Annotated in this window: 4 protein-coding genes; 2 read left to right on the top strand and 2 right to left on the bottom strand. The window is 74.2% G+C overall.

Annotated elements, in window-relative coordinates; translation table 11 throughout:
* Positions 1 to 127: 127 nt before the first annotated feature.
* Together I3F54_RS16000 and I3F54_RS15995 are read right to left on the bottom strand one after the other, a co-directional pair.
* Positions 128 to 3,913, bottom strand: a complete 3,786-nt coding sequence (locus tag I3F54_RS16000) for a type I polyketide synthase (RefSeq protein WP_240119438.1) — start codon at positions 3,911 to 3,913, stop codon at positions 128 to 130.
* On the bottom strand, positions 3,906 to 12,434 hold the full coding sequence (locus I3F54_RS15995) for a non-ribosomal peptide synthetase (protein ID WP_240119437.1): 8,529 nt from the start codon (positions 12,432 to 12,434) through the stop codon (positions 3,906 to 3,908). Before I3F54_RS15995 ends, I3F54_RS16000 begins: the two co-directional genes overlap by 8 nt.
* A gap of 1,060 nt (positions 12,435 to 13,494) precedes the next feature.
* On the opposite strand from I3F54_RS15995, the gene I3F54_RS15990 reads away from it, so the two are divergent.
* Positions 13,495 to 14,808, top strand: a complete 1,314-nt coding sequence (locus tag I3F54_RS15990) for a protein kinase (RefSeq protein ID WP_240119436.1) — start codon at positions 13,495 to 13,497, stop codon at positions 14,806 to 14,808.
* Positions 14,809 to 14,932: 124 nt separating this feature from the next.
* Positions 14,933 to 15,454, top strand: coding sequence for an RNA polymerase sigma factor (locus tag I3F54_RS15985; RefSeq protein ID WP_240119435.1), 522 nt, complete (start codon positions 14,933 to 14,935; stop codon positions 15,452 to 15,454).
* Positions 15,455 to 15,529: the final 75 nt, after the last annotated feature.

Here is a 15,529-nt window from a genome sequence, read left to right as displayed (position 1 = left end):
GCCGTGCCGAGTTCGGGGGCGTCGCCGAGTTCGTACAGGTCCTTGGACAAGGCAGCTCTCCTGAGCGTTCGGTGGGGGAGGCGGGAGGTCCGTGCGAGGGCGGGTAGGAGGGCAACGGCACCGAGGCTCACTCCGAGACGGGGCGGAGCGCCTTGGCCAGCTCCGCGCCGATCACGGCCATGGGCTCCGGCTCGGTCATCTCGTAGTGGCCGCAGGGAACGGAGTGGTCGGTGAGCGTGCCGCTGACGTACGGCCGCCAGCCGTCGGCCTTGTCCGGCGCGAGTGCGAGGTCGCCGCCGTCGGCGCCGTCGTCCTGGGCGGCGCTGAAGAACAGCGCGTCGCCGCGGAAGACACCGGGGCGGAACTGCGGTGCGATGCGGAGGTTGTTGCGCATGACGCCGGCGATCGCCGTGGCCTCGGCACGGGTCACCGGTGACGGGGCCCCGCCGCTTTGCTCCGGGATCCCGCGCAACACGGTGGCGACGTCTAACGCGTCGTCGACCGGCAGCCCCGCCACCCGCTGGAGCAGCGCCGCCACCTGGCGTTCCGCCTGCGCCGGATCGTGCACCGTGCCCTGGGGCTGCGGCGCGTCGAGCAGGGCCAGCAACTCGACCTCCTCGCCCTGCTCCTGGAGGGCACAGGCCATCGCGTGCGCCACGAATCCGCCGTAGGACCAGCCCAGCAGCCGGTAGGGGCCGCCGGGTCGGGCCTCGCGGACCAGCTCCACGTACGACGCCACCATCGACGGTGCGTCCGGCGCGGGCCGACGGCTGCCGTCGAGGCCGTCCGCCTGGATGCCGAACAGCGGCTGGTCGGCGCCGAGATGGGGCAGCAGCCCGGTGTAGCGCCAGGCGACCCCTGCCCCGGGATGGACACAGAACAGCGGGGTCCGGTCACCCTCGGCGCGCAGCGGCAGCAGGGGCCGCAGCGCATCGGGCGGCGCGCCCCGGTCCCCGGCACCCGCCAGCAGCCCGGCGACCGTCGGGGCGGCGAGGAGCGCCGCCGCCGGCAGGTCCAGCACGCCGGCCGAACGGAGCCGGCCGGCCAGGAGCACGGCACGCATCGAATCGCCGCCCAGGTCGAAGAAGTTGTCGTCGACGCCGATGCCCTCGATGCCGAGCGTCTCCTCCCACAGCAGGGTGACCGCGCGTTCCCGCGGGGTGAGCGGTGCCCGGTGCTCGACGGTCAGGTGGGGGCGCGGCAGACGTTCGGCGCCGGGGTCCCCGGGGTTCTCCGCGGCATCGGAGCCCGCACCCGGGCCGGTGCGGGCTCCGGGCGCGTCGATCCAGTGCCGGTGCCGGTCGAAGGCGTACCCGGGCAGCCTCACCCGGCGAAGGTCCGGCTCCGCGTCCCGGGGCAGGGCCGCGTCCACCCCGGCGGCCCACAGGCGGCCCAGAGCCCCGGCCAGCACGAAGCCGTCGGGCGCGTCGGCCTTGGCGTGCCGCATGGTCGTGACCGTCACCGGGTCCTGGTCCGCCAGCCGGGCACGGGCCAGCTTCGTCAGGCTGTCGCCCGGTCCGACCTCGACGAGCACCGGCCGGCCGCGCTCCCACAGCGCGCCGACGCCGTCGGCGAAGCGGACCGTGCGCCGCGTGTGGTCCACCCAGTGCCGGACGTCCGTGGCATCGGCGCCGGCGACCCAGGTGCCGGTGACGTTGGTGACGTACGGGATGGACGGCGGTCGCAGGCGCAGGGTGCGCAGCTGACCGGCGAACCTGTCCAGGATCGGGTCGAGGACGTGGGAGTGCGCGGCGGCCGGCATGCGCAGCCGCCTGAACGGCACACCACGGCGGGTGAGTTCGGCCTCCAGCCGGTCCACCGCGTCGGCCCGCCCGGCGACGGTGCAGGCGGCCGGGCCGTTCACGGCGCTCAACGACAGATCCGGGCCGAGGAGCGGTGCGAGGTCGGCGGCCGGAGCGGCGACACCGACCGTGGCACCGCCGCAGGCGGCGATGAGCCGGATGCGCTCCGCGACCACCGGCAGCATCTCGTCGAGTTCCATCACGCCGGCCAGGCAGGCTGCCGTGTACTCGCCGAGCGAGTGCCCGATGAACATGTCCGGGCGCACCCCCGCCTCCATGAGGGTGCGGGCCAGCGCGTACTCGGTGACCACCAGCGCCAGGAAGGCCTCGGTGCTGCCCGGTTCGACGCGGTCGAACAGCGCGGTGCGCAGATCCCCGTCGGTCACCGGCCGCAGCACGCGCGCACAGTGGTCCACCGCGTCGCGGTAGACGTCGTGATCGCGGTACAGCTCGGCACCCATGCCGACGTACTGGGTGCCGCCACCGGGCAGCAGGAACGCCACCCGTGGCGGCTCGTCGGGCACCGGCGGGAGGAGCGGCTGCAGGGAGCGCAGCGCGGCGACCGCCTCGGCCGGCGTGGTGGCGACGACCGCCGACCGGTGGCGCATCGGGGGGCGTTCGGTGCGCAGGGAGTGCGCGACGTCGTCCAGGCGCGTGCCCGGCCGGCGCTCCAGGTGCCGGGCCAGGGCCTCGGCCTGGCCACGCAGGGCTCCGGCCGTCCGCGCGGACAGCGGGAGGACATGACGCCGCGGAGTCTCCGGCGGCCGCGGCGTCTCGCGGGTTGGCGGCGCCTCCTCCAGGACGACGTGGGCGTTGGTGCCGCCGACGCCGAAGGCACTCACCGAGGCACGCCGGGGATGCCGCTGCGCGGGCCACTCCTCCAGGGCGGTCGGCACCCGGAACGGGCCCGACGCGAAGTCGATCAGCGGATTGGGCGCGCCGAAATGCAGGCTGGGCGGAATCCGCCGGTGCTCCAGGGCGAGGGCGGCCTTGACGAACCCGGCGATTCCGGCCGCCGCGCCGAGGTGACCGATGTTGGTCTTGACCGAGCCCAGTGCGCAGAACCCGCGTCGGTCGGTGCTCTGCCGGAACGCCTCGGTCAGCGCGGCCACCTCGATCGGGTCGCCGATACGGGTGGCGGTGCCGTGCGCCTCGACCAGGCCGATGGTGTCCGCGTCCACATCGGCCTGGGCCTGCGCGGCGAGGATCACCTCTGTCTGCCCGGCCGCGCTGGGCGCGGTGAAGCCGACCTTGCGGCGTCCGTCGTTGTTGACCGCGGAACCCCGGATCACCGCGCGGATCCGGTCCCCGTCGGCGAGGGCGTCCTCCAGGCGTTTGAGCACCACGGCGCCGACCCCGTCGCCGGAGGAGGTCCCGGCCGCGTCGGCCGCGAACGCCCTGCAGCGGCCGTCGGGGGAGAAGGGGCCGTCCGGCACGTGCCGGTAGCCCAGGAACGCGGAGGGGTTGAGGGAGACCGCACCGGCCAGCGCGAGATCGCACTCGAAGCCGAGGAGGTCCTGGCAGGCGGTGTGCAGTGCGACCAGCGCCGTCGAGCAGGCGGTGTGCAGGGACAGGGCGGGCCCGGTCAGACCGAGCTCGTAGGAGATCCGGGTGGCCAGCGTGCCCAGCGAGTTGGCGGTCGCCGCGTGCACCAGGTCCACCGAGCCCGGCTGCCCGGCGTACCGCGGGTGGATGTGGGCCGGGTAGTAGCGGCTGTCGGCGCCGCCCGCGTACACGCCCGTCACCCCGTCCCGGGCCTCGCGCACGCAGCCCGCGTCCTCCAGCGCGTGGTAGGAGGTCTCCAGCAGCAGCCGCTGCTGCGGGTCGACGACGGCCGCCTCGGCGGGGCTGTAGCCGAAGAAGCCGGCGTCGAAGCGGTCGATGCCCTCGACCACCGACGCCACGCGTACCAGGCCCGGGTCGTCGAGGTCGCGCGGGTCACCGCCCGCCGCGAGGAACTCCTCGTCGGTGACGGGCCGTATCGAGTCACGGCCGGCGGCGAGGTTCTCCCAGAACGCGTCGACGTCGTCCGCGCCGGGGAAGCGTGCCGCCATGCCGATCACGGCAACGGCGGGCGGCTCCTCCTGCGGCCGGGGCAGGTGGTCATCCATCGGCTCGGTCCTTCCGTTCCTGTGCGCGTTCCCGTACGGAGCGGCGGGCGCCGCGGGCCGCCCGCTGCCGCTGTGCCTGCTGCCTGGCCCGGTCGAGGCCGGTCGGCGCGGCATCCGGCTGCGGAGCCGCCACGGTGCCGCGGTCCGAGAGATGCCGGGCGAGCGCGCGCACGGTCGGATGCGCGAACAGGTCGACCACCTCCGACCGGCAGCCCAGTTCCTCGTCGATCGCCGCCTGCGCGCCGACCATGAGCAGGGAGTTGCCGCCCAGGTCGAAGAAGTTCTCGTCACGGTCCACCCGGTCGCGGCCCAGCACCCGGCACCACACCTCGGCGAGCCGCGCCTCCAGCCGCCGGAGGGCCTCGTCGCCCTCGGCGTCGGCCGACCGCCCCGGAGCGGTTCCCGCCGACCGCAGCACCCGGGTTCCGGCCGGTGCGTCGCGGGTGGCCGCCAGGCAGAGGGCACCCAGATCGGTGCCCTCGTCGAGGGCCACCCGGGCCGCGAGTCTGCGCACCTGCCGTACGGGGGCCACGACATGGCTGCGCACCCAGGGGGCGGTTCGATCCGCGCCGATCAGCAGGTGGGGCTCGTCGAGCGACCGCGCGAAGTCGAAGGAGCGCAGCGCCGCGGCCGTGTCCAGCACGCGGTAGCCGCGTGCCTCGGTGAGCGAGGTGAGCCCGTAGCCGCGGCTCATGCCCCGCTCGCGCCACATGCTCCACGCCAGGCTCTGCCCGGGCAGCCCGAGACCGCGCCGGTGCACGGCCAGGGCGTCGAGGAAGGCGTTGGCGGCCGAGTAGGCGGCGTTCATGGCACCGCCGAAGAAGCCGTTGACGGAGGAGAACAGGATGAAGGAGTCCACCGGGTGCTCCGCCGCGATCTCGTGCAGGACCAGGGCGCCCCGCACCTTCGCGGTCAGCGCCGCCCGCCAGCCGCCCCGGTCCAGATCGCGCACGGGCCGCTCGTCGAAGACGCCCGCGAGATGCAGCACCGAGGTCAGCGGCACCCCCCATGCCTCGGCCGCCTCCCGGACGGCGGCCCGCACCTGCCCGGCGTCGGTGACGTCCGCCGCGGCGAACCGTACGTCTCCCAGCCCGCGCAGGCGCTCCGCCTCACCGGAGGCGGTCCTGCCGAGCAGCAGCAGCCTCGCGCCCGGGGACTTGAGGAGGTGTTCCGCGAGCTCCACGCCCACGCCGCCCAGGCCGCCGGTGACCAGATGGAAACCGGCGTCGCCCGGCGGGGTGCGCCGCGGCAGGGGGTCGGGCAGCGGCGCCAGACGGCGCACATGGCGCTGCCCGCCCCGGTGGGCGACCTCCGCGTCCACGGGCGCGGTCGCGGCCTCGGCGAGGAGCACGTCGATGTCCGGCGCACCGCCCGGCGGCAGGTCCACATGGACGGCCCGCAGCCACGGGTGCTCCTCCCGCAGGGACTTGAGCAGCCCCACGGCCGTGGCGTGCGTCCACCCCGGCCGGTCCTGTGCGGTCACCGCCTGGGCCCCGGTGGTCGCGAACAGCAGGGGCAGGGGCCGCCCGGGGTCGTGCCGGTCGATCAGCGCGCGGGCGAAGGCCAGCAGGGACTCCGCTGGATCCGCCGACTCCGCGGGAAGGAGCAGGACACGGTCCGGCTCGCGTCCGTCGGCCGCGAGAGAGTCCAGCAGCTTCCCGAAGCCGTCCGGCCCCACGCGGTAGGCGGCGGCGTCGAGCCGCTCGTACGACGGGCCCTCGCCGGCCAGCGTGCACAAGCCGCCCTCCGCGCGCAGCCGTTCGGCCACGCGCACGGCCGTCGGGCCGTCGCCCAGCACCAGCGTGTGCCGGCCCCGGACGGGCAGGGGAGGGTGCAGGGCGTCGGCCCGCTGCCACACCGGCCGCAGGAACCAGTCGGGCAGCGTGGCTGCGGTGCCCAGGAGCACCTGGGAGGCGCGGACCGCCTCGTCGAAGTCGCCCGCCTCGAACCTCTTGCGGAGTCTGGTGCGCTGGATCTTCCCGATCTCCGTCTTGGGGATGTCCTCGGCGGAGACCGGGACGAGGAAGGCGGGGGAGATCCCGTTCTCCCGGGTCACCTTGCCGCCGATCTCCCGCAGGGCGGTGGCCGGGTCCTGGCCCTCGGTGAGGCGGAAGAACAGGGCCAGTTCGTCGGTGGGCGCCGACGGGTCGCTGCGCACAGCGACCGCAGCCGTGAAACTCCGTGTCACGCAGGGGAGTTCCTCGACGCAGGCCTCGATCTCGTGGCTGTAGTGATTGACCCCGTTGACGATGATGACGTCCTTGGCGCGGCCGGTGATGTACAGCTCGCCGTCCCGCAGGAACGCGAGGTCCCCGGTGTCGAACCAGCCGTCCGCGGTGAACGACTCGGCGTTCGCCTTCGCGTTGTCGTGGTACCCCCGGGTGACCGACGTGCCGCGTACCTGGAGCCGGCCGACCCGGCCCTCCGCGAGCAGTGCGTCGTGTTCGCCGACGACCCGCATGGCGAACCCGGGATACGGCAGGCCACAGCTGACGAACGCCTCGTCGTGACCCTCGGGTTCGGCCGGCAGGACGCTGTCGGTCACCACCGAGCAGGTCTCCGACATGCCCCAGCCCGGGTGCATCACGTCCTGCGGCAGACCGTACGGGCGCAGCACGTGCAGGAAGCGGCGCGCGGCGGAGGCCACGACGACCTCGCCCGCGTTCATCACCAGCCGCATCGGCGACAGGTCCCAGGTGCGCCCGCCGAACCGGTGCGCCTGTTCGGCGAAGAGCCCGAAGGCGAAGTTGGGCGCCCAGGTGACGGTCACCCGGTGCCGGTCGGCCAGGTCGGCCCAGCGCAGCGGGTCCTGGAGGATCCACGAGGTGGGCGCGTGGACCTGCCGGCAGCCGAGGTACACATCGCGCAGGTGGAACATCACGACGCCGGTCACATGGTCCAGCGGGATCCAGTTGAGGCTGACGTCGTGCTCGCCGAGGCCGTTCATCGCCGCGGTCGCCGCCGACCGGGTCAGCACTCCCCGGTGGGTGATCCGCACGGCCTTGGGCAGGCCGGTGCTGCCCGACGTCATCAGCATGAGGATCAGGTCGTCGGGCCGGGCGGGATGCCAGTCCCGGTCCTCGGGCGCCTCGCGCAGGGCGTCCGCGGTCGTCAGCCGGAGGTCCGGCCAGCCGTCGCGGTCCGCCAGGGCGCGCAGCCCGGCAGCGTCATCCGGCGAGGCGACGATCCACGGCCGGTCCAGCATCCGCCAGATGCCCTCCAACTTGGTGACGGCGGCCGACGGCGTCGTGTAGGACGCGGGCACGGTCAGGGGTACGGCGACGAATCCGCCGAGGATGCACCCCCACAGGACGGCCACGAAGTCCTCGGTGTCGGAGCACTGGAGGATCACCTGGTCGCCGGGGCGCAGACCCTGGCGGCGCAGTCCGCCCAGGACCCGGGAGGCCTCGTCGGCGAGGGAGGCGTAGCCGCGGCGGGTCTCGCCGCCGTCGGCGCGCACGTGCACGATCTCACCGTGCGGCAGGGCGGCGGCCCGGGTGAGGGCCTGCGCCCAGCCGGGCACCGTCGGTTCGGGAAGGGGGCCGCCCTCGCTGAGGGCCGGGACCGTGCCGCCGGGCTCCGTGCCGTGAGGCTCCTGCTCCTGCCGGGCAGGGCGCGGAAGCCCGGTGTGGATGCGGCCCGGCTCATCGGGGATCTCCTCCAGCCGTACGGCCGCCTCGCGGACGCCGGCCAGGCGGGCGAGTTCCCGCTGCCACCGGGTGGCCGCGGTGCTGTCGACCGGTGGCAGGGCGCGCAGCGCGTCGGCGTCCAGGACGCCGTCCGGGGTGCGGGGCAGCGCGTTGACGGCGGTGACACGGGCTGCGTCGAGCGCCTGCTCCACCTGGTCGGCGGCGCCTGCCCGGCCGGGCACCACGTACAGCGCGTCCGGCGCCAGGGCGACGGCGTCGCGGACACCCGCGACACCGAGAGCCCTGGTGACCGGGTCGCCCGGCCCACCGGGCAGTTCGCCGGTGGCGCGCGGCGGGGGAGCGGGCAGGGCGCTCACCCGCAGGCCCGGGTCGGCGCACACGGCCTCCAGGGCGGCCGACAGCGCCTCGGCGAAGCAGGCGGCGGTCTTCGGCGCGAACAGGTCCGTGGCGTACTCGACGTGGAGGTCGAGTCCCTCGGGAGCGCCGTGTCCGCCGCGCCGTTCGAGGACGTCGACGAAGAGGTCGAACTTGGCTGTGCCGGTCGCCGTCGGCCGCAGGGGAGCGGCCTGCCCACCGAGGCGGAGCACGGCCGGCTCGTTGTTCTGCAGGGCCAGCATCACCTGGAACAGGGGGTGCCGGGCGGGGTGGCGCGGCGGGTTCAGGCCGTCGACGAGAAGGTCGAACGGCAGATCCTGGTGGTCCAGCGCGGCGATGTCGAACCGCCGTGTGCGGCCGAGGAGCTCACGGAAGCCCGGGTCGCCCGAGACATCGGTGCGCAGCACCAGCGTGTTGGTGATCAGCCCGATCACGTCGTCCAGAGCGGGGTCGGAGCGGCCGGCCACCGGGGTGCCGACCGCGAGGTCGTCGCCCGCGCCCCAGCGACAGAGCAGGGCGCCCAGGGCGGCGTGCAGCACCATGAACAGGCTGACGTCCTCCGCCTCGGCCAGCCTCAGCAGCTCGCGGTGCGCGGGGGCGCCCAGCGCCGCCGTCACATGGGCGCCTCCGCCTCCGGGGACCGGGGACCGGGGCCGGTCCGCGGGCAGCGTGGTCTCGGCGGGCAGACCGGCCAGAGCCCCGCGCCAGAACTCGGTCAGCTGCTCCAGGCGGCCCGGACCGTCGGGCGCGGCCGACAGCACGCCGCGCTGCCAGAGCGCGAAGTCGGCGTACTGCACCGGCAGCGGCTTCCCGTGCGGGGCCCGGCCCTCGCGGCGCGCCTCGTAGGCGGCGCTCAGGTCGTCCGCGAGGGGGCGCAGCGACCAGCCGTCCGCCGCGCTGTGGTGCAGCACGAGCAGCAGGGTGCGTGTGGCGCCGGTGCCGATCAGCGCGGCCCACAGCGCGCCGTCCCGGGTCAGGTCGAAGCGGTGGCGGGCGGCGAGCGCCACCTGCGCGGCGGCCTCTTCGGCCGGGCAGTCCACGATCCGCAGCTCCGGCCGGGTCCCGTCGGGCGGCAGGACCAGCTGATGCGCTCCCTGCCCGTCGTCCGCGAACACCGTGCGCAGGCTCTCGTGCCGGTCCACGACGTCGGCGAGGGCCGCGCGCAGTGCTGCCACGTCGACCTCGTGCTCCAGGGACACGGCCAGGGGGATGTTGTACGTCGCCGCCGCGCCGTCCAGGCGGTTCAGGAACCACATCCGTTCCTGGGCGAAGGAGAGCGGCACCCGCGCGGGACGCCGGCGTGCCTCCAGAGCGGGCAACCGGGGCTCCCGGCCCGCGTCCTCGGCGAGCCGGACGGCCAGAGCGGTGGGCGTCGGCGTGTCGAAGAGCACGCTGATGGGCAGCTCGTGGCCGGTCTCGGCGCGCAGCCGGGCCAGCAGGCGCACGGCGAGCAGCGAGTGCCCACCGAGGTCGAAGAAGTTGCCGGTCACTCCCACCGCGTCGGCGGGCAGCCGCAGCACTTCGGCGAACAGACGGCACACGAGCTTCTGTTCGGGGGTCGAGGGCCGGTGCCCGGCCGCGGCGTCGGCGAGATCCGGTTCGGGGAGCGCCCGCGTGTCGAGCTTGCCGTTCGCCGTCAGCGGCAGCGCGTCGAGCAGGACGCAGGCCGCGGGGACCATGTGGCCGGGCAGCCGCTCGGCCAGGTGGGCGCGCAGCTCGGTGGGGCGCGGCCGACGGCCGTCGGCGGGGACGGCGTAGGCGACGAGCTGTGGCCGGTCGTCCGCGCCGCGGCGCGCGACGACCGCCGCGCGGGCCACCCCGGGGTGCTCGGCCAGCACGGCCTGGATCTCGCCCGGCTCGACCCGGAAACCGCGGATCTTCACCTGCTCGTCGGCGCGGGAGACGTACTCCAGCACGCCGTCGGACGTGCGCCGGGCCAGGTCGCCCGTGCGGTACATCCGGCCTCCGGGCGGTCCGAACGGGTCCTCGACGAACCGTTCCGCGGTGAGCTCCGGCCGGTCGAGGTATCCGGGGGCGAGCCCCGCGCCGGACACGTACATCTCACCGACGACACCCGGCGGTACGGGCTTGCGTGCCGCGTCGAGCAGGTGGACGCACAGGTCGGCGAGCGGAACGCCGATCACGCTCGGCCGGCGCGGATCGTCGAGATGGGCCCGGGCCAGCCGCTGGAACGTGACGTGCACGGTGGTCTCGGTGATGCCGTACATGTTGATCAGCGCCGGGGCGTCGAGGCCGTACCGGTCCGCCCACGGCCGCAGCCGATCCGGCCGCAGCGCCTCCCCGCCGAAAACCACGTACTTGAGGGCGGATGCGGTGGGTTCGCCGTCCAGGTCCGCCAGCATCAGCTGCTCGAACGCGGACGGGGTCTGGTTGAGGACCGTGACCCGCTCGGCCCGCAGCAGCCCGAGGAGATCCCGCGGCGACCGGCTGACCGCGTGGGGCACGACGACGAGCCGCCCGCCGTGCAGCAGCGCGCCCCAGATCTCCCAGACGGAGAAGTCGAAGGCGTACGAGTGGAACAACGTCCACACGTCGTCCTCGCCGAAGTCGAAGTGCTCCGCGCAGGACGCGAACAGCCTGAGCACGTTCGCGTGCGGTACCGGGACGCCCTTGGGGCGGCCGGTGGAGCCAGAGGTGTGGATGATGTACGCGGTGTCGCCCGGGCCGGTGGTCCCGGTGCGCTCGCCGTCGGTGAGATCACCGGCCGCCCGCCGGGCGAGGTCCTGGGCGGTCTCGGGGGCGCCCAGCACGACGGTGGGCACCGGGAGCACGGGCAGCGTTTTGACGGTGTCCGCGTCGGTGACGAGCACCGTGGGCGGTACGTCCTCGGTGACCAGCCGCAGCCGCTGCGCGGGGTGCCCGGTGTCCAGCGGCAGATAGGCGGCGCCCGACTTCAGGACGGCGAGCAGGGCCACGACCAGCCGGATGCCCCGGGGCAGCGCGAGCGCGACGACCCGGCCCGGTCCCGCGCCGTGCTCCACGAGCAGCCGGGCCAGCCGGTTGGACTCGGCGTTGAGGCCGGCGTAGTCGAGGCTCTCGCCCTCGCAGGTGACCGCCAGAGCGTGCGGGGCCAAGGCCGCCCGGTCCTCGAAGCGCCTGGTCAGCGTGGTGGTGACGGGATAGGCGCGGGCCGGTGCGGTCTGCGGCTCCTCGCCGGGCAGCAGGAGGGAGACCTCGGCGAGCGGTAACGTCCCGGGTGCCTCGGTGAGTTGCCGCAGAACATGACGGAACCGTCGTAGATGGGTGTCGAGTTCGTGTTGCTCGTACGTCGCCGGGTTGGCGTCGAAGGCGAGCCACAGGCCGCCCGCCCCGGCGCCCGGCCGCACGGTGATCTGGAGGTCGTCCACCGCGCCGCCGGAGAGGTGGTGGGAGGTGGTGGGATGCCCGTCGAAGACCAGGTCCTCGGAGAAGGGCACGATGTTCACCACCGGCCCGTGCACCCGGCGCCCCGCGCCCAGCAGCCCCAGGTCCCGGCGCAGGAACTCGCCGCGGTACTGCTGGTGCCGCCGCAGCGGGCGCAGCTCCCCGACCACGTGCTGCACCAGGTCCTCCACCGTTGCGGCGGCCGGGGCGGCCACCCGCAGCGGCAGGATGTCCGAGGCGGTGCCCGGTGTGCGCAGCGCCGCCGAACCCGGTCGGCTCATGGTGGCGAGGCCCAGGACGAGATCCTCCGCACCGGTCATGCGGTGGACGTAGGCCGTGACCGCGCCGACCAGCAGATCGGTGCGGGAGACCCGCAGCCGGGCCGCCGCCGCGTTCAGCGCGTCGGCCTCGGCCGGGGACAGGTCGTACGTGCTGCGCAGGAACGGCGCCTCGGGCGGGGCGGTGCGCTCGGTCAGCCGTACCGGCTCGGGCAGGCCGGCCAGCCGGGCCGCCCAGTGCTCGCGGTCGCGTGCGTGCCGCTCCGAGGCGAGGTAGGCGGCCTCCTCCGCCTGCAGCCGGGCCACCGGTTCGAAGCCGGCCGGCTCCGGTTCGCGCCCGTCCGCCAGCGCGGTGTAGGTCTCGGCGAGGCGGCGGGCGACCAGTTTGTAGCCGTAGCCGTCCAGCACGATGTGATGGGCCTTCAGGAACCAGATGAACCGGTCGGCGGCCAGCCTGATCAGCGCGTGCGAGAACAGGGGCCCCGAGGCCAGGTCGACGGGTATGACCAGGTCCCGGCGGATCCAGTCCTCGGCCGCGGCCCCCGGATCGGGTTCCGTGCTGACGTCGACGCGGTGCAGTGGCCAGTCGTCCGGAGCCGTGGCGGACCGGCAGCGCGGGCCGTCCGGGGTGTCGGAGAAGCGCAACGCGAACGTGTCGGCCTCGGCGACGGTACGGCGCAGTGCGACCTCGAAGAGGTCGGGGTCGACGGGGCCGTGGATCTCCACGTACTCACCCGTGTTGTAGGCGGCGGCGTGCGGTGCGAGCCTCCCCGCGAACCAGAGTCCCTCCTGGGCGCCCGACAGCGGCCGATGTTCGTGCTCGTGGACTGACATGGCACCAACCCTCAATGGCGAGCGGTTTCACAGGTTCACCGGGAAGTACCGGCTGAGTTCCGGATGGCGGACGCAGCGTCAATGCGGTGCATTCGATGGGAAAGTCGAGGTGTATGGCAGAGCGCAGAAACAGTGCCAGAATGAACGATCATCATCCGCCGCCTCACTCTGCATGACCGGCAGTGGGCCAGTCAAGGGCGTCCCGGGCCACTCCGAACAGCTCCGGGAAAACGTTGGGGAAATACTCCGTTTCTGCTCCGGCCGCGGTTACCGGCGGCGGGAATTGATTTGAGACATCCTCTGCCGAGGCGCTGTTGCCACGCGAGGCAGGCCGTGGGAAGCGGTCGCGCGTAGGGCGCGAAGGGGGCGTGCGCCGGTGACGCGACACCGGCGTGAGGTACCTGTGGCCGGGAGCGGCCGCCCTGGTCGTCGGGGTACCGCCCTCCCGCCCGGGTCCGACCCGGCCGTTGCTTCGCGCCCGCGACGGTGCCGCGGCACGCCGTGCGGTATGCCGTTGCCACGGCATGAATCAGTCAACTTGCCCTGTTCATACGTCTGTTCTTAGTCGTGATGTGGAAATATGCGGGGAGCGGGGAGGCGGCGGACCCCCCTCGGCGGGGGACCTGTGCCGAGGTGGCGGCCATGCCGGACGAGTCGGTCGCGGCCGTGCCGGGCTCTCTGCCCGCCCGGCATCGCGCCGGTCGTGGGGGACTGGGCGCCGCCCTTCGGGTGACGCCGTAACGGGAGGGGCGAAGAGGTGGGTCGGGCGGCTCCTTGGGCAGGTGCCGCGGTGTCCGGCACGGACAGCGACAGAAATCAGCACGGAACGCGGACCAGGACGAGAAAACCCTTTCCTGGGCGATGGTCGGTCCCCTGTACACCGGTTGGCGACACCAGGAGCCCGTCCGTCTGTTTCCCGTGCTGAAAAAGCGCTTGCTTCGATCGGGGCGGTCTCATGACATGCCCGTCCGGCGTGCGCGGGGAATTCGGAAAGCAGGCGCGGAGATTCTCCGCGTGATCCTGCCCGGTGCGTGAGCCGGCGGAGAGAAAGGCTGTGTGCATGCAACGCGAGCTGTGTCCCGTGGAAGGGCTGTACGTCGCCCAGAGAAGCCGGGCCGTGGTGTCGTGCGCCCTGGACGGGCCCGTCGACACCGCCGCGTTGGCGGCGGCGTTCGACAACGTCACCGCCGAGCGGCCGACCCTGCTGACCAGGATCGTCCCAGCGGGCACCGGTTACGCCCTCGCGCTGCTGCCCGAGGGGGAACGGCCGCGGCTGCGCGCCCGGACCGGCGGGGACGAGGAGTACGCGGAGGAACTCAACGACCCGCTGCCGGTGGGGGGCCCACTGGCCCGGGCCACCCTCGTCAGCGCCCCCGGTGGGGAACGCCACCTGTTCGTCCTCGTCGTCGACCACGTCATCACCGACGGACACAGCGCGATCGCCCTGCTCAACGCCGTGTGGGACCGCTACCGGGAGTGCGCCGACCCCGCCGGGGCAGGCCGTCCGGCCGCCGGCCTCCCGGCCCCGGAGGCGGCCACCAGCCTCCCCGCTCCCGTCAGCACCCTGCTTCCGCCCGCCGACCCGGCGGACGTCACGCGGTACCTCGAACGCCGTATCGAGGAGACCGGCAGCCCGGTGGAACTCCTCGCCTACGACGTCCCCGCCACCGGTGACACCACGGGGGAGCAGCAGCGCATCGAGATCCAGCGCCTGCTCCTGGACGCCGGACAGACCGGTCGGCTGCGCCGCTCGGCCCGTACCGCCGGGCTGTCCGTGCACGGCCTGGTCGGCGCCGCCGTCCTGATCGCGGCCCGGCGCCGCCTCGACGGCACCGGCCCCCGCGTCCTGCGCTGCATGTCACCCGTCGACCTGCGCTCGCGCCTCACGCCGGCGCTGTCCCCGGACGTCATGGTCGCCGCGGTCACCGCCCACGTCCGCGCGGTGGAGGTGGCCGGCGACAGCGACCCCGTCGCGCTGGCCCGTCAAGTGGGACAAGGGGTACGGGACTTCCTCGACCGGGGCGAGCACTTCCACGAGATGCGGATCATGCCGGACGTCCCCCGGCACCCCACCCTCCAGTTGGGCACGGTCATCGTCACGAACATGGGCGTGGTACCCGGCCCACGGCTCCCCGACGGCCTGCGCATGACCGACGTCCGGCTGGTGCCCGCCCGCGAGCACTACTTCCCCCAGGCCGGCCGCAGCCCGCTGATGGCCTGCGTGGTCTCTTTCGACGGGCGACTGGCCGTCGAGTTCCCCCACCACACGGCCTGCTTCAGCCCGGCGTTCATGGCGGAGCTGCGCGACGAGGTCCGTGTCACGCTCCTCTCCCTCGCCGACGAGGAACGGCCCGTCCCCGTGCCGACGGCCTGAAGCCCGCGGTGGGGTCCCCCGCCGCTCACAGGTCCGGCGCGACCGTCACCCGCCGCTCGCTCGCACGGGAGCCGCTCGCGCACCACGCACCCGGCCTCCCTCAGCCAAGGAGCAGCCCTCCACGATGAAGTCCGAGAACGAACCCCCCACAGTCGTCACCGCGTTGGTCTCCCGTGCCCGGGCCGGAGACCATCGCGCGATGAACGACCTGCTCACCGAGATCACGCCGTACGTCGCCCGGGTGTGCTTCCCCATCGCGGGCGACAACGGTTCCGACGCCGTCCAGGAGGCACTCCTGGCCATCTACCGCGGCCTCGGCTCACTGCGCGAACCCGCAGCCTTCTTCGGCTGGGTCCGCGCCGTCACGACCCGCGAGGCCGTCCGCACCGCCAAGCGGCTGCGCGAGGAGGCCGCCAGCCTCCACGTGGACTCCGGACCGCTGGAGAACCCCCTGGACGCCGTGCACATCAACGACGTGCTCGACCGGCTCTCCGAACAGCACCGTCAGGTCCTCGCGCTGCGGTTCTACGGCCTCAACGAGGACGAGATGGCGGCGACGCTCTCCCTGCCCGTGGGCACCGTCCGCTCCCGCCTGTACCGCGCCCGCCGCCGCTTCCAGGAGGCCTGGCAGCCGCACGCCGCCTGAACGAGCGGCCCCGGGTCCACGCGGCCGGTGCCGAGCCGGACGGCCGACCGACCCTTCCATGCGGCATCGGGTGCG

Source organism: Streptomyces sp. MUM 2J (assembly GCF_022414535.1).
Lineage (GTDB): Bacteria > Actinomycetota > Actinomycetes > Streptomycetales > Streptomycetaceae > Streptomyces.
The sequence above is the reverse complement of the archived record's forward strand: the minus strand, read 5'-3'. Positions and strand labels throughout refer to the sequence as shown.